The sequence below is a fragment of the Paenibacillus filicis genome (assembly GCF_038070315.1).
In the GTDB taxonomy this organism is placed as follows: domain Bacteria; phylum Bacillota; class Bacilli; order Paenibacillales; family NBRC-103111; genus Paenibacillus_G; species Paenibacillus_G filicis.
Genome location: NZ_JBBPCC010000013.1, coordinates 23,637 through 41,217 on the forward strand (window position 1 = coordinate 23,637; position 17,581 = coordinate 41,217).

The window sequence follows — 17,581 nt, forward strand, 5'->3', positions numbered from 1 at the left end:
TGAAGCATAGCTTGGACGTCAACGAATGCTGCTGTCCGAATGCGCCCTATGCTGTGCGTTTTCGCTTTGTCCACCAGAGTTTGCCTACGATAAAAACCGCCATAGCGGCAAGTATGGCTAACACCATCCAACCCATACTCCAGCGTGACACGATGAAGCCTATGCTTGTCTTACTCTGCAAATGATCTGCTGACGAATAGGTCTGTATGATGTCAGGGACATAACGAGCAGTGAGATACAAGCCCCATGCCAGCTTCGCTGCGACAATCATCAGAAGCAGCACGGCTGCACATACCAACGATTGCAGGACATTTCGTACCACGGCTACCCAGCCCCCTCTCCCAATTGCGTCACTCATGACCCGCAGGCAGCAGCAGATGTTCGACCCAGTGGTAACACCGGTCCATCTCCTCGTCGCTAATCTGATCGGAGCGATGCTCGAATTGGATATGTGCCCCTTCATTATGCCTGGCGATGATCCGCAAGTAGTCCGCGATTGGCGCCCAGCCGTCATCGGGATTTTGCTCAGGCAGCACCGGCCAGTGATAATACTCGACCTGGCCTGTATAGCGCAGTGTCCACAGATGAATGACTTCCGCGTACTTGGCAAACCTCGTCAACACATCCCGCGCCTGAAAATATGGGTCCACGCACTCCTGCAAGTATAGCCGTCCCGTATCGAGGCAAAGCCTCACCCGGGGGTACTTGTCCAATAACGACTCGATAAGCCCTCCCTCGTACAGGCGTGGCTCCAACGCATCGAACTCCAGCACCGGAGTAAAACCATACTCCTCGCCTCTTGCGGACAACCAGGCGAACAATTCTTCGCTGAGCTGCACGAGTTCGTCCAGCGTATATTCGCTGGCATAGGCGAACTCCCGCCGGTCCGGGAAGCGCCAAGAGGTCCAATCCACCCGCTCGTCCAGCAGCACAGGCTTCGGATAATGGAACAGTACATAAGCCGGCTTCAAGGGGACTATCTCATCCAGCTCGCTTTGTGCATAGGCGTAGGCCTGCTCCCGTACCAGCTTGTCCTGGGCCAGAAACAGGGCATCCCGCATATCGGACCGTCCCGAGCGCAGCGGGAAGTGCACACCTACGGTAAAGGAATGGAGCGTTGCCGCATCATGCAGCTTGTCCACATCCTCCTGACTTGCCAGCAGGCAAGCCTCGATTCCGTAGAAGCCCCGACGAAAATCCCGAGCAAACTTGATATCATCGAAGCCCCCGTATTGACCGATCATAAACCGATGTTGAATCATCACAGCCTCCCTCAGGTCTCGCGTGTAAACAGGATGTAATCCACCCAAGCCGGCTGCTTATCCTCCATGCGCAGTAGCAAATTGATCTGACCGCGGTGATACATACCGTGCAGCGCGACATGGATAAAGATATCCGCCAGCGTCTCGCACAGCTCCAGACTCGGCTCGGGCCATATCGCCAGGGACGATGCATCCTCTCCCGCTATCCGGGTCAGCCACACCTTCTCAGCTCCCAGGATATGAGCGAACAGCGTGTAGGCCCGGGCCGGCTCCTCAGCATCCCCCGCTGCGAAGTGCCTCCAGAATCCTGTTGTTCGCCCACTCTACATGCTCAAACAACCGGTTCCATGGCTTCATCGGGACACGCCCCCATCTCTCATCCATTGAAAATATCCATCAATATAATCATCGCCAGCAGCCCGAAGATAAAGGAAAATGTCGCCACCCGCTCGTTGCCGTCTCCATGGCTCTCCGGGATCAGCTCCTTGTAGACGACAAACATCATCGCGCCGGCGGCAAAGGAAAGCCCGTATGGCACCAGTCCCTCTACATATCGGGTCATTCCGTAGCCGATCAGGGCGGCAATAATCTCCACGACACCGGTGAGCGTAGCAATTACAAAGGCCTTCCACCGGCTCATCGCCTGATGCGACAGGAACAGCGCAACCAGCAGCCCCTCCGGCATATTCTGCAATCCGATACCGATAGCGACAGCCGCTCCCAGCTCCGAATTGACATGCGCATAGCTGACTCCGACGGAAAGTCCCTCTGGAATATTATGGAGCAAAAGTGCCGCAACAATCAAGAACGCCTTCTCCGACATCACCTGCTGCTGACGTTCCAGATCGATATGCGGGATCAGCTTCTCCATCAGGCTCAGGACAGTCACACCCATCATGACGCCGATTGAGACGACGAGCGTATCCGATACGTCGAGCGCCTGCGGAATCAAGCCGAACATCGAAGCGGAAACCATGACTCCAGCCGTGAATGCCAGCAGCAGGTCTCTCCAACGATGCGTCAGCTTCTTGAAAAAAAGAATCGGTATCGCGCCGAAGCCTGTCGACAGCGCCGACAAGACGCTGCCCAGCAGCAAGCCTTCCATGCGTTTTGCCCCTCCCCATGACGGGTTGCCCGGGGAAGCGAACCCGCACAGGACGGCCATTAGCCCTGGGCCTGAGTGTTACGCCTCCCGGGCCTTCACAGCCCGCTGCACCAGATTGCCAAAGCCCCGGATATCCTCCAGGTACGAGTAGCCCTCCGGGTTGCCACCGGTCTGGTTGTACATGCGCACAGCTACGATTTCAAGCTCCGGAATGACTAGCACGGCACAGCCGGTGATCCCCAGCATTTGAAACGAGCCAGCGGGCAGCTCGTCCCCTAGCTCCGTACGCACACAAGGCTGCTCCTGCACCTGCCAGAAATAGCCGTTTCGCGGCCAGCTCAGGTCCAACCCCTCTGGCGTTGCTACGGATATGGCCTGACGGATCACGGACGCAGGCACGACGCGTGCGCCTTCGTATACGCCGCCCTGCAGATACAGTTGACCCCAGCTGGCCAGTTCACGTGCGCTGACGAATAAGTTTGCAGACTTTCCCTCGTCATCGGGATAGCTTTCGTCCAGCCAGACGAGATCCTCGAGCCGCCGCTTCTCCCAGCCTGTCGCGGTAAAACCGCACGGCCGGAAGATACGCTCTTCCAATATATGTACGAAAGGCTTGCGATACAACCTGCCTGCCAGCTCAATCAGCAAATTCACGCCGAAATTATTGTAAGACCAAGAGGCGCCCGGAGCGAAATCCCGGCCGCCGGAGCGGTTCAGCCCATGCGTATGCGTCAGCAAATGACGAATTGTCGTGCCGTAGAGCAAGTCCGCATCTTGATGCTCCGGCGTATACGCCGACACCGGGTCATCCAAGCTGCCGATAAGCCCGTCGTGGATGGCCCAAGCGATAACCAAGCCGAGATACGACTTCCGGGCGGAACCCACATTGAAGCGCGATTGTGCATCCACACGCCGTGCTCCGGATTCCGGTCCATGCGTCCCTGTATACGCTTCATGAAGCACTCGGCCATGCTGCATGACGATCACGGCAGCAGCCGAAGCTCCTATAGTCACGCGGACATTATCCGCATAAGCCTGCAGCAGCCGGAAAGCGTCAATAGCTTCGGCATCCTCCTTCCGTCCGGGCCGCGAAACCATCGAGGGCTGCCACTGTTCCTTCCGGTACAGCTGCACACAGGACGGACAGACGCAAGCCCGGCCGCGGAGCGGATCCGAAATTCTCTCCAGCAGCCCCTTCGGGATGGAGGCTTTCCAGCACCAGCAAGCTTCCACCTGCTTACCTTGCAGCAGCGCGCACTGGTTGTCCTGTCCGCATAGCGGACAACGAGAAGCCTCTGGATGGGGATGCGCTTCCTCCCGGTATCCATGTCCAGTCATGGGCATGTCCCCCTTCGCGTTTACTTGGAACGTTCGCGGAATGCCTTCAAGGCGAAGAGCGGCAGTACCAGCTGCCTCCTCCACCGGGACGGCTGGGCCAGCAGACGGTACAGCCACTCCAGATTAAGCTTCTGCCAGATCACTGGCGCCCGCTTTACCTTGCCCGCGATGACATCGAGGCTTCCGCCTACGCCAAACGCCACCTTGGCCGGCAAATCGGACTTATGCTTATGAATCCAGCGCTCCGCTCCAGGAGCGCCAAGGGCGACGATCAGAAAATCCGGCTCAGTCGTCTGCACCTCCGCCACAATTCTCCGTTCGTCTTCCGGCGTGAAGAAGCCATGATGACGGCCCGCGATACGCACATTGGGGTACTTGACGCGTATCGTGTCCACCGCCTTCTCATTGGTAGCTTCGTCGGCGCCAAGGAAATAAAACGACCAGCCTCCGGCATGGCCAAGCTCCAGCAGCTTCAAGAGCAGCTCGTAGCCTGTGACACGCTCAGGCAGCGGGGCACCCTTCCAGCGGGAGGCCAGAATAATCCCGATCCCGTCGGGGGTAATCATATCCGCGTCCTGGACAATTTGCCGCAAGGCTGCATCGTCCTGCGCCTTCATGACAATCTCCGGATTTGCGGTAATCAGATGAAACGGCTTGCTTCGCTTCTGGCCGACCGCCTGCTCCAGCTCCTCAATCGTTTCATTCATCGTTCTTGTGGAAAAGGGTACGCCTAGTATATGCAGTGTTTTGCTCATCTTCATCACCTGTCGGGTAGTATTCGATAGAAAGCGTTTCAAGCTATTATCCGTACCTAATCATAACATGGAACCGAGACACTTCCAATGCCGGAAGCGCCCGTCGGAGGCGGCTGCACGCCAAAAAGCCGCCGTTGTAAGCAAGCGGCGGGTTGTGGTTCTATTCAGAATGTAAACAGCGGCCATGTGTGAACGAGCCACAGCACGGTCAGATGCAGCGGATAGAAGCTGCGCCACAACCAGGCAGGAGCCCGCCTGACCTTGGGAGCGGCCTCCGACAGCAGCAGGAGCGTCACTGGCACGCTGAAATACTGCACAGGAACCTGGCGGTACCAGATGAACGTCGCCACCGCATGGACTACGACAGCAGCCCACACCGTGGGTATATACCGGTAGCTCAGTACAAGGGCAAGTCCATACAGCCCGTAATCCAGATCCAGCAGCGCCAGCACGATAGCGGAAGCCGCTACCAGCGGTACTTTCACCAGCAAGCGAGGTTGATCCAGTGCCCAGAGTACAACGACGGACAAAAACAGCGTCCCGATCACATTGAGCTCCTGTGTCTGAAACAATGCCATGTAGGGCAACTGCGAGACGGCGAACAGCAGCAACAGCCGCAGCATGTACCTGCCAACGTTCCGCGTATGCTTGTACCCTTCCACGAGCAGATAGGCATAGACCGGGAAGGCCACCCGGCCCACGATCCGCCAGAGCGGATCATCCGGGAAGAATACGTAACCGATGTGGTCGATTGTCATCGTGATCATGGCGAGCCATTGCCACATCTCAGGTCATCCCCTTCCCGTCACAGGCAGGCTCTAACGCGTTCCAGTCGTTAGGCTTCATCCTCTTCGACGTCATATTCACAGCGAAAGCGCTCGACGCCAGGATATTTCTCCCCCAGACTGAATACGGTAAACCCGATGTTCCGGTAAAAATTCACCGAATCTTCGTCCGTCTCCGCGACGATCCGTAAGGGTTGCTTCAGCTCGATCAGCTCCAGCACTTGACCCCTGCCGTACCCCTGTCCGCGAATATCCGGACGCACGGCAATATGACCGATGGTCAGCTCGCGTTCCGGCGATACTGAAATTCCGACAATCCCTATGATCTCTTCCTGATCTTCATAAGCATACAATTCCAGCTCATCGCTATTCTCGTAGGCTTCCGTAACGGCCTGCAAGCGCTCGGGATCGGGAAATACCGAGTAGCCCAGCAGCTCTTGGATAGCTTCTTCTTTAATTCGTCCTTTAGCGGATACCAGCATGTACATGTTCCTCCGTTTTCAAGCTCCTGCGGCTTGCTTCACAGCTGCCGCAGGAAGCTTCCTTGTTGCTTTAATCCCCGGCAGCCTCAAGCCGAACTTCTGCCTGGGCAGTCCATTCTGTCAGATAGGGCTCGAGCCCGCTGCTGTCATCCAGTACAATCAGCTTATGCTCATAAGGCTGGAGCAGGCTCATAATATCCGGACGGCTCTGTCCGTCGAATTCCCGGTTCCAGCGCAGCAGCTGCAGCAAATCCCACAGCGACTGCTTGTAATTTCCCGTCTCCAGGCCCAGACGCTGCCTGAAGAACCGGGAGATGATCCGATTGCGTCTCTTGCTGGCAGGAGGATCGAGATAGATGATGACATCCGCCTGCCGGAAGCTCTCGCTCAGCCACCGGTGGTGAACCCCTTCGATGATCCATTTCTTCTGGGAGAGCACGCTCTGCAGGATGGCGCTGCGAATTTCATCGGGATTGCGGATATCGGCTCGCGCTGTACGCATCCAAACCATATTGTCCGTCTGATAATGAGGAAGCGACAAGCGCTCGGCGGCCTGTCCGGCCAACCATGTCTTGCCGCTCCCAACAGAGCCGATGATATGAATTTTGCCCGGGCAGCGGGCCATTGACCAAGGTACGGCGCATGCGATAAGACCTCAACCTCACTTCTTGGATAGGGGTATATGCCCCTATTATAAGGGATCATCCCTTAGGTTTCCAACCTGCGGCGCGATTGAGCCTGAATCTGGACGTCTCAGTCTTCCTCCGGCTGCTGTGCATGCTTCAGGACTTCGCCCTGCGTTCCTTCCGTATTCGCCGGCATACTCTGCAGCCTGACGATTCCCGCCAGATACGTATCGATCAGTACCTGCAGCGTGACATCCAGATCCAGCGGAAGCTTGAAGGCTCCCTGCTGCTCCAGCGAAGCGAAGCCGTGCAGCAGACTGCGGAAGCTGCGGATCGCATGCAGCTTCATCTCATCTGACAGTTGATACGCATCCAGCACCCGGCTGATCAGCCCGAGCGTAACCTGGCTCGCTTGCTTGTGTTCGGCATCGCCTTCGGCGGGCGCCTGCAGGGTAGCTTCATAGAGACCCGGATGGCGGCGGGCATACGCGACATAGGCAAGGCTCATCGCCCGGATCGCTTCATCGCCCGAGCGTCCGACAGCGGAGCTCGTCAGATCCGAGGTTAACTGGGATAGGCCATGCAGCGCAAGCGCACGTCGCAGGCCCGTCAGGCCGTTGACATGATTGTACAGAGAGGGGGAGCGTACCTTCAGCTTCTGGGCGAGTGACGCGAGGCTAACTTCCTTGTAGCCCTGCTGGTCGGCCAGCTCTGTCGCGGCCTGGAGGATCGCCCTCAAATCAAGTCCGATTCTCGGGGACATAACCGTCACGCTCCCTTCCCGTTCAGATTGGCTTCCGCTTCCCGAATCGCCCGGTCCATCACTTCCCCCGGCTGCCGGATCAAATCGCCGTGTCCAACAGCTAGCAGCGTCGGGTTGAGCGCTCTCAGCCTGCGCACACTCTCCAGCGCAGAGTGCTTGTGCCAGGTCGCCCAGGCCGGGAACGGGAACCAAGGCACCCATTGCCCGCTTACCGCAATACCTCCGCGGACCTGCATCGCATCGCCTGCGATCAGATGGCCGCTGCGCTGGTCATAGAAGGCCATCGACCCCGGTGTATGGCCTGGTGCCGCTAGCGCGAGCAGGGAACCTACCCGGTCGCCGTCCTGGAGCAGCACATCCGGCCGCGTCCGGACGTTCTTGGGCAAGCTACCGCGGACTGGCGTATCCGGCTCTCCGGGCTCCATCGCGAGATCGCCGTTCAGAAGCTTGGCGTCCCGGCGGGACAAATATACCTTCGCATCCGGCAGCTCCCGCTTCAGCATATCGAGCGCTCCGATATGATCGCTATGCGGGTGAGTAAGCACAATACGGGTAATCGGCTTGCCGAGCGATGCGGATGTCTCTAGAATTCCCTTGCCGCTTACAGAGATACCGGCATCAATCAAGGTCAGCTCTTCTCCTTCGTCGATCAGATATACATTCACCGGAAACCAGGCTGGGAAAACCGTCAATTGAATCAAGCTTTCTATTTGGACTGTACGCATAAGAAAGATCACTCCTCAAAACTAATATAGTTAGTATTAATATAACTAATACCATTAGTTTTAACAAGCTTTTTATTTATTCATGGTCGTTTGCTGAGGCTAGACGCCAAACCTGCAGTGCGGAACTCCACTCCAGTTCCGCACTGCACCGCGATAAGAATTACATCGTTCTATCGGATGGATCTAGCCTGCCTTTCGGCAGCCTCCACGGTATGCTTCAGCAAGATCGCGATCGTGACCGGACCTACGCCCGCCGGTACTGGCGTAATGGCGGCGGCATGCGGGAAGCACGATTCATAGTCCACGTCCCCGATATTGCCTTCATTATATCCTGCATCGATTACGACGGCGCCCGGCTTGATCCAGTCTCCCTGGACAAAGCGAGGCTTGCCCACAGCTGCGACCACGATATCGCCAAGCCGCACGATCTCGTCCAGACGGGCCGTTCGGGAATGGCAAGTCGTGACTGTGGCATGACGGTTCAGCAGCATCGCCGACACAGGCTTGCCCAGAATCGGGCTTCTGCCGATGACGACGGCATGCTTGCCTTCGATCGGAATGTTGTAATCATCCAGTATCGCCATGATCGCCGCGGGCGTGCACGACGGATAATCGGCGAAGCCGAATGCATTTTGGGCGAAGCCCAGCGTCGTGACGCCGTCCACATCCTTATCGATCCGGATGGCCTCGAACGCAGCCCGCTCATCGATATGAGAAGGCACGGGATGCTGCAGCAGGATGCCGTGCACTTGGCTGTCGCCATTCAGCTTATGAATCGCCGCGATCAGCTCCTCAGTCGTAGTCTCTGCCGGCAGATCGACGCGTACCGACTGCATGCCGAGGCGTCTGCACATGTTGCCCTTCATCCGCACATAGGTCGCGGAGGAAGGATCGTCCCCAACCAGAATCGTGGCCAGGCACGGAACGATTCCTCTAGCCGCCAGCCCCTGGATACGGTGGGCCAAATCCTCCTTGATGGCCGCCGCCACTCGATTTCCGTCAAGAAGCCATGTTTCTGTCATCATTTGCTCAGCCCTTTCTGTTCTGCTGAGAAGCATAAAGAGGCAAGGGGAATATCCCCTTACCTCTGCCCAGGCGTACGGCTGAAAATCCGTATGTGCTTCCTCGTGGTACTCCACGTTTACGCCAGTCACACATACCCGTTATTTATCTCTCATTATACGTGTACCCGGTGACGGTTTTCAAGCCTTATTCCCATAAATCCGTCACCGCGCCGCGGGACGCGGACGAGACCAGCCGGGCGTACTTGGCAAGTACCCCTGAGGACGCCTTGAGCGCAGGCGGGGTCCAGGCTTGCGAACGGAGCTCCAGCTCCCCCGCCGTAACAGCGAAGGAGATTTCTTGGGTTTCGCTGTCGATCGTCACGCTGTCTCCTTCCCGGAGAAGAGCAATCGGCCCGCCAACCTGTGCCTCAGGCGCCACATGACCAACCACGAAGCCATGCGAGCCTCCCGAGAATCTGCCGTCCGTGATCAGAGCCACCTCGCCACCCAGTCCTTTGCCGACGATCAGAGCAGTCACAGACAGCATCTCCGGCATGCCCGGACCGCCCTTTGGACCACAATAGCGGATGACAAGAACATCGCCCCGCTGGATCTCATCGCGCATGATCGCCTCGGTCGCCTCGGCTTCGCTGTCATAGACGCGGGCCGGACCGGTGAAGCGCAGCTTCTTCATCCCGGACATCTTCGCAATCGCGCCGTCCGGGGCCAGGTTGCCTTTCAGAACGACGAGCGGGCCATTCGGCTTCAAAGGCTGGTCGAACGGACGGATAATCTGCTGCTCTGGCTGTAAGGGTGCCGCCTCCGCCAAATTCTCGGCCAAGGTCTTCCCGGTGACCGTCAGGCAGTCGCCATGAAGCAGGCCTTGCTCCAGCAGCAGCTTCATCACACCAGGTACACCTCCGATATCATTGAGGTCCTGCATTACATACTTCCCGCTTGGCTTCAGATCGGCCAGATGAGGTACCTTGACGCGGATACGCTCGAAATCGTCATAGGTCAGATCCACCCCAACCGAGTGGGCGATCGCAATCAGATGCAGGAATGCATTCGTAGAGCCGCCGAGCGCCATGACGACGGTAATCGCATTTTCGAAAGCCTTCTTCGTCATAATATCGCGCGGATAAATTTCCTGCTTCAGCAGATCGATCACTTTCTTCCCCGCTTCGGCACATTCCGCCGCCTTATCAGGCGAGATAGCAGGTGTTGAAGAAGAGCCGGGCAGGCTCATGCCGAGCGCTTCGGCAGCTGAGGCCATCGTATTGGCTGTGTACATGCCTCCGCAAGCTCCCGGGCCCGGACAAGCGCTGCATTCCACCTTATACAGCTCAGCGTCCGTGATCTTGCCCTCATGGTATTGACCTACCGCCTCGAAGGCGCTGACGATATCCACATCCTTCCCGTCAAGCTTGCCTGGCTGGATCGTGCCGCCATACACGTACACGGAAGGCAAATTCATCCGGCCGATGGCCATCAGGCAGGCCGGTGTATTTTTATCGCACCCGCCTACGGCGACGAGGCCATCGAACCGCTCGGCATTGGTCACGATTTCGATGGAATCAGCAATGGCTTCCCGGCTAGGCAAGGAGAACGACATCCCTTCATGCCCCATCGAGATGCCGTCCGATACGGTGATGGTATTAAAAATCAGCGGTGCTCCGCCATGCTGCTGAGCCCCTTTTTTGGCCTGAAGGGCCAGCTCATTGATATGCATATTACATGGTGTCACTTCGCTCCAAGTGCTGGCTACGCCAATCATCGGCTTCTTGAAATCCTCATCCTGAAAGCCGACTGCCCTCAGCATCGCCCGGTTTGGCACACGATTGACCCCTTCGCTGATCACCTTGCTGCGAATTCTCAAATCCTTGGACTCCGTCATGCTCATTCACCCTTCCGTTATTAGATTAAGGCATACAGTTCATGCATCGGGCGGATCAGATTCTGCTTCATGGCAGCCGAAGCCGCCTCGCCGTCCCCCTGCTCCAACGCGCGAATCACCTCGTCATGCTCCGCTGCCGAAGCCAGCGTAGCCGTGAGACGCTGCTGGAGGAAGACATACTTGAACCGGCGGATATGAATCTGCAGCGATGCGCTGAAGGAAGCGATATACGCATTGTCCGACACCTCCACGATCAGGTTGTGGAACTGCTCATCCACCTCCATCGCCTGATACGGCTGACCCGTTTCGATCGCCTGGCGAAACCGGGCATTCAGCTCCCTCAGCAGTTCGATCTGCTGCGCCGTAATCAGCTTCGCTGCGTATTCAGCTGCTAGTGCATGGAGCACCCCAAGCGTCGGGTACAGCTTCAAAATATCATCCTTCTCGATCAGTGTAACCCGGGTTTCCTTGCCGGGATGCATCGAGACGAGCCCCTGCACCTCGAGCAGCTGAAAAGCTTCCCGGATCGGGGTCCGGCTGACGGCCAGCGATTCGGCCAGTTCGGCGTCGATCAGCTTCTCACCCGGCTGAAGCGTACCCTCGATGATCCAACGCTGGATTTGCGAGAGTGCCCGCTCTTTGGCGGACATCCGGATCGGAGTGGAGAAATTAGGAGGAATGGGCATGGGAAACATCCTTTTCACATTGTTGTTATATGCAATATATCGCATACGAATACAAAATGCAATTTTTTTAATAAAATTAGGTTACAATGATCGGATTAACTCTTCTGCCAGCTCAACTCCTGTATGACAGGAAACATAATTTCATGTTCGTAATACTCTCTTAAAAATAACGGGAAAAAGTCATAGTATCCTTTATGATTATGTGATAAGGTTTACGAATTATAATGAGAGGAGCAACACCATGCAAGTACTTATTCCTGGACAAGAAGCCTTATACTCCATCATCTCGTGCTAGATTTTAATGGAACAATTGCTTTAGACGGGCTGATTCTACCGAATGTAAGGGAAAAACTTATAGAGCTACACACATTACTTAACATTCATGTATTAACTGCTGATACGAATGGCAGTGCTGCTAGAGAATGCGAAGGATTACCCCTTGAACTGCATGTCATAGGTAAAGATAATCAACGAGAGGAAAAGCGTAGGTTTGTTAGCCAGCTTGAACAAGGTGTTGCTGTTATCGGCAACGGCGTGAATGATGAACTTATGTTTCGTGAAGCGGATCTTTCAATTGCAGTCATAGGGAAAGAAGGATGTGCAACAGGTACTCTAATGTCTAGTAACATAGTTGTTACAGACATCATTGACGGATTAAACTTGTTAATCAAGCATCACCGTCTTATTCCTACGCTTAGAAAGTAATCGGTGATCTCATCTGACAATCGTCTCTTTGAAAAATCCCCTCGGAAAAAGCGCCGGCTCACGATGTTATCATGAAACCGGCACTTATTCTATCGTTGCCACATATACGTTCAAATGGAGTCTCTGTTAGGAAGCCTCGTTAATTGATTAAATGGGCTTCTTTAACAACCGTTCCAAGAGCACCGCCGCTTCCACCCGGGTCGTATGCACCAAGCGTGCAAATTGATCCGCCTACGCCCCTAGGCCTACTCAGCCCCATTGGGGAGCACGGGACCCCGGCTGGTTGCTATTCAGGAAGCGCGGGTCCATTGCGACGAGCCGTTCGCTCTATGCCATCAACGGTTAATTTGTATAGTTGGTGCGGAAGATCATGCCCCATGCCGTCAACCAACATGAGCTCGGCGCCCGGGATGGCAGACGCCGTGTCTTCGCCACACGCCGGGACGAACATGGGATCGTCCCTCCCATGAATGACAAGTGCTGGTACTTGGATGGTCGCCAGCCGCGGACGACGGTCACCGGAGACAGCAATCGCAGCAATTTGTCGTCCGACACTGCCTGGATCGTAGGCTCGCTGGACTTCCTCCAGAATGAGCGCCCGATAAGCATCCTCTTCAAACGGATAGCCGGTGCCGGCGATGCGTTTGGCAAAAGAGAGGCTGTGCGCCAAAAATCCTGCTTCATCCTCAAATGGATTCGGCGCCGGTTTAGTCATCATCGCCATGACATCCGGGGGAGATTGCGGAAGGGCTGGATTACCGGAACTGGACATAATGGAAGTGAGTGATAAAACCCGTTCCGGGTACTCACTGGCTGCAATCTGCGCGATCATTCCACCCATCGACCTGCCAACGAAATGTGCCCGGTCAATTGAAAGGGCGTCGAGCAGTCCGATGGCGTCTTTGGCCATGTCATCGAGCGTGTAAGGGATGTCCGGACGCTGTCCCGACATGAGAACAGTCGCCAATGCCTCAAAATCCATCGCCGGATAATGGCTAAAGTGGGTCGAGCAACCTGCGTCGCGATTGTCAAAGCGGATCACGCGAAAGCCCCGCTCTGCTAATATCTGACAAAATGGAACCGTCCATCGGATCATCTGGGTTCCAAGCCCGGCGATTAGGATAATAGCCTCATCATTGTTGTTACCGAAACTATCATAGGCCAAATCAACGCCGTTGACTTTCAGGATATTCATGATCATGTTCTCCTCTAATTAATTCGGTATCGGAGTTAATATTCCCCAGATAATATGTATTTTATCGTTCGTTATAGAGGGAATACATGCAAAAGACACGGCCTAAGAGGAGCCGCGCTGTTGAGGGCTAGCTTTTGCTTTATGTTGTACATGCTGTGTTTTGTTGCATAACTGCCGTTAACGTACTAGCGGATGCTCCGCAGCAGCCATTCAAGTATCGTTCTTCGTTAACTTAATCTCAGAAAGCTATCAACTTTCAGAAGGCTGAGGTTGGTTTAACCGTAGACCATTGTATGTGTGGAACTTGTTCCTCGTTAACCGTAACTGTTCCTACACAAATATTATTCTGAACAGGATTTTCTAAGAAATGCTGAATTGTAAACCTGATAGCTTTTGAAATCTTTAGATTTAATAGTTCACTCTTATGAATCCAAAATAATTCTCCCTCATCTGAGGGAATAAAGTTTCTATGTGTTGTCTCGCCAAAATAAACGTATTGTTGCCTGATTTCACCATTGCTATCTTCAATCAGAATGTATTTAAGTGTAAAGTTTTCTATTTCGTTCTGCTTAAATCCTGTTTCCTCTTCAATCTCCCTGTAGCTTGCTTTCATCGGGAAATTTAGTTCCTCATACTCAAGATGCCCACCGATGCCACCCCAAAACTCGAAATTAAAAAGCTTACTGTTAGCCTTCTTCATCATTAATACATGCTCTTGATGTATCAAGAACGCTGTTGCCATTTGTCTGACTTCCACAAAATAATCCCCCATAAAATTAGTCTTGGTCCCGAGTAAGTTATCTTATTCCAAATAAAATAGGAATTTCACCCGAGCCATCCTGACCGTTAACGTAATAACGGCTGCTAAGCAGCAGCCGTTCAAGTATCGTTCTTCGTTAGTGGAGTTTGAACTTGCCCAACCACTCCTTTGAGCTCTCAAGCATCCCAAGAGTAATCTGATGGTTTACCCCTGAATATTCAACTAATTTTAGATGCTCCTCCGGAACTTTTGACTTTTCATTCATAAAGTACCTTTGGCTATCTATAGGAATGATACGATCTTCTTTACCGTGCAGTAATAATAGTGCTTTTCTATTTCCGAAGCTCACCTTGGACAAAGGGTCATGCTCTTTTAAGAAGAGCCTCTCAGTATCCGTCAATGGAGGTCGACCATCTTTTTCACGATACATGTCCTCAAATTTGATCCAAGCACATGAACCATTTATAACTATTGCTGATTGCAAACAGGAAATATTTGAAAAAGCCCCTCCTGCTATAAATCCACCAGTCGAATGACCGATAATACTGATGTTACCATCAGATTCAGTCAGAGCTGACACAATTTCCTCCACTTCCTTTACACCCTGAAGGACAACATTCCAAAAGTTTTCTTGTAATACCTTTGTATCGAAATAATTCAGGCTTCCACGTACTCCGTGATAAGGCAATTCGGGTATGATAACCTTAAATCCCCAGCTGGATATTAGCGATGCAAAGAACAAATAGTTTTCATTTTTTGAAGCCCAACCGTGATATAAAAGCACGGATGCTTTCGGTATTTCAGGTGGATTTACAATGAGAGATGGAATATTCGAAATTGTACATTTTATGTAATTATGCATGGTAATCTCCTTGAGCATATTTACCATAGAATTCTACAGGATGAGGAAGATAGTTCCGTCCCCTACCTCCACCTTCATTCACTCTTTCACTTGTCTAATAACTTCATCGAATGCTCAGGATAACGATCACCTGCTGCTGCGCCTACTGGAGCAGTTCTATCGATAAACTCCTTCACATCTCTAGGCAGCTCAATGTCTATTGCCGCTATATTTTCCTCCAGATAGGGTATCTTCTTCGTTCCAGGTATTGGAATTAGGTCTTCTCCGTTAGCTAGCAACCAGGCTAATGCAAGCTGTGAAGCGCTGATATTCATGTTGTGTGCGATATCTTCCAAACGTTGAACCAAGGACAAGTTCTGCTGCAAATTATCCCCTTGCAAACGTGGAGTTTTTCTTCTGTAATCATTTTCCACAAGCGTATCCACGGATTTGATTTTTCCAGATAGAAACCCGCGTCCAAGAGGACTATAAGGGACAATTGAAATACCCAAATCCCGGCAGAGTGGTAAAATCTCTTCTTCTATATCTCTACTCCAGATGGAGTATTCTGTCTGTAAAGCTGCTATAGGATGTACGTTATGTGCTCGTTCAATCGTTTGAGGAGAAGCCTCTGAAAGTCCAATATATCGAACCTTCCCCTCTGCTACTAACTCCTTCATCGCTCCAACCGTCTCTTCAATAGGAACTCTAGGATCTACACGATGCAGATAATAAAGATCAATGTAGTCCGTGTTTAACCTCTTTAAGCTTGCCTCACAAGCCTTCTTCACGTACTCGGGACTTCCGTTAATTCCTATTACTTCTCCGGCATCACTTCTAACGAAACCAAACTTGGTAGCAATATGAATATCCTGTCGTGAGCTTTTTAATGCTCGTCCGATTAGTTCTTCATTTTTCCCTACTCCATATTGATCTGCCGTATCAAAGAAATTCACGCCAAGTGCTACCGCATGATGAAGGGTCGCAATGGCTTCCTCTTCATTTTGATTCCCATAATATTCGGACATCCCCATACAACCCAGTCCTAGAGATGAAACCTGCAAAGATCCAATCGCTCGGAATTTCATGGACTTCCTCCTTTTTATGCGTAATGAGTAAACTTCACCTCATGTTTTATTTCGTTACACCCAGATATTAACAATAGGAATTTCTTTTTCTATCCTTAATTTACTTTCTGCAATCCAGTCCATAAACCATTGATTGTTCGAACTGCTGAATGTTTCATCCCCGTCCCAGTTTCTAAATGAGCCAATATATACAATCAATTCTCTTAGTCTTAGAAGTAGCCTTCATCTCATTAGTTGATTAAAAGGCCATATCAAATAAATCCTGATGGCAATTTGATCGTATCCAAATATTGGGTGATTGTCAATCTATTCACAGAAACTATGGGTACGGTTCCCCGCGTCTGTAACAGCAAATTTAGACCAAAAGGCCACCCTGTATGGGATGGCCGGCAGTAGCAGTCATCATTCATTATTTTTTCAAAACCGGTATCCAAATCTCGCTTCTGAAGGTTGGTGAAGAAACATCCTTACTCTCATTCCATAGAATCTCCGGACCCATGGCTAATTCAAAACTAGCGGAAGGAAACCATTCGGAATAGATGCGGCCCCAGACATTTTGCAAGGTTTCGGGAAAGGGTCCGATGGCTTCGAATACAGCCCATGTTGCTGCACGGACATCTAATTCCGTCAAATGTTCGGGGCACTCCTTGGTTGTAGCCACACCAACATAATGGTCAAGTCCCCCCTTTTCCTCCATTCTCCCCTCGGAAAAATTCATCGACGCTTGAATCAGTCCCAGAGGTTCAACATTCGAGAGCTGTTTGAGCTGCTCAATGTCGTCGCTAGTTAAGCTTTTCCACATGGCTGCGATTTCCGCATTTACGCCATTAAATTGGATAGGTACCCTTCTCATGATGCCCACGATACGGAATGAATCTTTCTCTACGATCCGATAATTCATGGCACTGCCTCCCTGAATGGTTAATTGAAAGGACAAACGAGGATAGGCTTTTAATGATGGGCCATGCGATTTTACTGAAGAGGGCGAAATACCGTGTAAGCTTTGGAAAGCTCTAGAAAAGGCGTCTGCTGAACGATATCCATATTTCACTGCCACATCTATAATTCTTAAATCGCCAGCTTGAAGCTCAAATGCCGCAAGTGTTAGGCGTCTTCGGCGGATGTATTCTGATAGCGTGACGCCTGCAAGGAATGAGAACATTCTAGAAAAATGATAGGGGGAACAACAAGCCAACCTCGCTGCTTCCCTCAGGTCTATATCTTCAGTAAGATTCTCTTCAATATAATGTAAGGCCCCGTTCAGATTTGTAAGCCAATCCATTCGAATGACCTCCTTTCACTACCAGGATAGCAAGTATCGGCGGTACCCATCCGACATCTCATGCACCGTTTTGCAGGACTTTGAACTCTCGTTCATGTGAGTTACTTAGATTCTTCTTCACTGACGTACCCTGACAATATCGGAACAAAGGGGTGCCGCGTAGCAACCCTTTTGGCCTAGCTGCTCCTCTGCGAGAATCGTCTTAATAAATTGGAGCAATTGCCCCTCGATAAACTCTTGATTAATCAGATGGGAATTGCAAACCGTCTTACCTTTCGTGTG

General features: G+C 52.6%; 20 protein-coding genes and 1 riboswitch. Of the genes, 1 reads left to right on the forward strand and 19 read right to left on the reverse strand.

Going from position 1 to position 17,581, the window contains the following annotated elements; all coding sequences use genetic code 11:
• Nucleotides 1–46: 46 nt before the first annotated feature.
• The 14 genes from WMW72_RS19450 to WMW72_RS19515 form a co-directional block, all read right to left on the reverse strand.
• On the reverse strand, nt 47–358 hold the full coding sequence (locus WMW72_RS19450; protein WP_341417210.1) for a hypothetical protein: 312 nt from the start codon (nt 356–358) through the stop codon (nt 47–49).
• Nucleotides 351–1,262 carry a sugar phosphate isomerase/epimerase gene (locus WMW72_RS19455; RefSeq protein ID WP_341417211.1) on the reverse strand — a complete coding sequence of 304 codons (912 nt, stop codon included), beginning with the start codon at nt 1,260–1,262 and terminating at the stop codon, nt 351–353. Before WMW72_RS19455 ends, WMW72_RS19450 begins: the two co-directional genes overlap by 8 nt.
• A gap of 11 nt (nt 1,263–1,273) precedes the next feature.
• Nucleotides 1,274–1,483: a DinB family protein gene (locus WMW72_RS19460; RefSeq protein WP_341417212.1), complete on the reverse strand. Its 210-nt coding sequence runs from the start codon at nt 1,481–1,483 to the stop codon at nt 1,274–1,276.
• A 155-nt stretch (nt 1,484–1,638) separates the two neighbouring features.
• A complete protein-coding gene (locus tag WMW72_RS19465; RefSeq protein WP_341417213.1) occupies nt 1,639–2,367 on the reverse strand; it encodes a ZIP family metal transporter in 729 nt (242 codons plus the stop codon).
• A 78-nt stretch (nt 2,368–2,445) separates the two neighbouring features.
• Nucleotides 2,446–3,705 carry a cysteine-rich CWC family protein gene (locus tag WMW72_RS19470; RefSeq protein ID WP_341417214.1) on the reverse strand — a complete coding sequence of 420 codons (1,260 nt, stop codon included), beginning with the start codon at nt 3,703–3,705 and terminating at the stop codon, nt 2,446–2,448.
• 20 nt (nt 3,706–3,725) lie between these two features.
• A complete protein-coding gene (locus tag WMW72_RS19475; protein ID WP_341417216.1) occupies nt 3,726–4,460 on the reverse strand; it encodes a WecB/TagA/CpsF family glycosyltransferase in 735 nt (244 codons plus the stop codon).
• Nucleotides 4,461–4,624: 164 nt separating this feature from the next.
• Nucleotides 4,625–5,245, reverse strand: coding sequence for a TraX family protein (locus WMW72_RS19480; RefSeq protein ID WP_341417217.1), 621 nt, complete (start codon nt 5,243–5,245; stop codon nt 4,625–4,627).
• Nucleotides 5,246–5,295: 50 nt separating this feature from the next.
• Nucleotides 5,296–5,727 (reverse strand): GNAT family N-acetyltransferase, encoded by a 432-nt coding sequence (locus tag WMW72_RS19485; protein ID WP_341417218.1) that lies wholly within the window; start codon nt 5,725–5,727, stop codon nt 5,296–5,298.
• Nucleotides 5,728–5,797: 70 nt separating this feature from the next.
• Nucleotides 5,798–6,352: a P-loop NTPase family protein gene (locus WMW72_RS19490; RefSeq protein WP_341417219.1), complete on the reverse strand. Its 555-nt coding sequence runs from the start codon at nt 6,350–6,352 to the stop codon at nt 5,798–5,800.
• Nucleotides 6,353–6,480: 128 nt separating this feature from the next.
• Nucleotides 6,481–7,116 (reverse strand): TetR/AcrR family transcriptional regulator, encoded by a 636-nt coding sequence (locus WMW72_RS19495; protein WP_341417220.1) that lies wholly within the window; start codon nt 7,114–7,116, stop codon nt 6,481–6,483.
• Between the two features lie 5 nt (nt 7,117–7,121).
• The gene (locus tag WMW72_RS19500; RefSeq protein WP_341417221.1) at nt 7,122–7,841 is read right to left on the reverse strand and encodes an MBL fold metallo-hydrolase; all 720 of its coding nucleotides are present in this window, start codon (nt 7,839–7,841) and stop codon (nt 7,122–7,124) included.
• Between the two features lie 170 nt (nt 7,842–8,011).
• Nucleotides 8,012–8,863 (reverse strand): bifunctional 5,10-methylenetetrahydrofolate dehydrogenase/5,10-methenyltetrahydrofolate cyclohydrolase, encoded by an 852-nt coding sequence (locus tag WMW72_RS19505; protein ID WP_341417398.1) that lies wholly within the window; start codon nt 8,861–8,863, stop codon nt 8,012–8,014.
• A gap of 60 nt (nt 8,864–8,923) precedes the next feature.
• A riboswitch (ZMP/ZTP riboswitch) is annotated at nt 8,924–9,005 on the reverse strand.
• Between the two features lie 45 nt (nt 9,006–9,050).
• On the reverse strand, nt 9,051–10,742 hold the full coding sequence (gene ilvD, locus WMW72_RS19510; protein ID WP_341417222.1) for a dihydroxy-acid dehydratase: 1,692 nt from the start codon (nt 10,740–10,742) through the stop codon (nt 9,051–9,053).
• A gap of 20 nt (nt 10,743–10,762) precedes the next feature.
• Nucleotides 10,763–11,428, reverse strand: coding sequence for a GntR family transcriptional regulator (locus WMW72_RS19515; protein WP_341417223.1), 666 nt, complete (start codon nt 11,426–11,428; stop codon nt 10,763–10,765).
• 288 nt (nt 11,429–11,716) lie between these two features.
• Here WMW72_RS19515 and WMW72_RS19520 point away from each other — a divergent pair, with 288 nt between their 5' ends.
• Nucleotides 11,717–12,133: an HAD family hydrolase gene (locus WMW72_RS19520; RefSeq protein WP_341417224.1), complete on the forward strand. Its 417-nt coding sequence runs from the start codon at nt 11,717–11,719 to the stop codon at nt 12,131–12,133.
• A 286-nt stretch (nt 12,134–12,419) separates the two neighbouring features.
• On the opposite strand, the gene WMW72_RS19525 is transcribed toward WMW72_RS19520, so the two are convergent.
• The 5 genes from WMW72_RS19525 to WMW72_RS19545 form a co-directional block, all read right to left on the reverse strand.
• Nucleotides 12,420–13,328, reverse strand: a complete 909-nt coding sequence (locus tag WMW72_RS19525) for an alpha/beta fold hydrolase (protein ID WP_341417225.1) — start codon at nt 13,326–13,328, stop codon at nt 12,420–12,422.
• A 256-nt stretch (nt 13,329–13,584) separates the two neighbouring features.
• Entirely contained in the window at nt 13,585–14,085 is a 501-nt protein-coding gene (locus WMW72_RS19530) for an NUDIX domain-containing protein (protein WP_341417226.1), read from the reverse strand.
• Between the two features lie 139 nt (nt 14,086–14,224).
• Nucleotides 14,225–14,977, reverse strand: a complete 753-nt coding sequence (locus WMW72_RS19535; RefSeq protein WP_341417227.1) for an alpha/beta hydrolase — start codon at nt 14,975–14,977, stop codon at nt 14,225–14,227.
• A gap of 59 nt (nt 14,978–15,036) precedes the next feature.
• Nucleotides 15,037–16,017 carry an aldo/keto reductase gene (locus WMW72_RS19540; protein WP_341417228.1) on the reverse strand — a complete coding sequence of 327 codons (981 nt, stop codon included), beginning with the start codon at nt 16,015–16,017 and terminating at the stop codon, nt 15,037–15,039.
• Nucleotides 16,018–16,426: 409 nt separating this feature from the next.
• On the reverse strand, nt 16,427–17,299 hold the full coding sequence (locus tag WMW72_RS19545; RefSeq protein WP_341417229.1) for an AraC family transcriptional regulator: 873 nt from the start codon (nt 17,297–17,299) through the stop codon (nt 16,427–16,429).
• Nucleotides 17,300–17,581 lie beyond the last annotated feature (282 nt).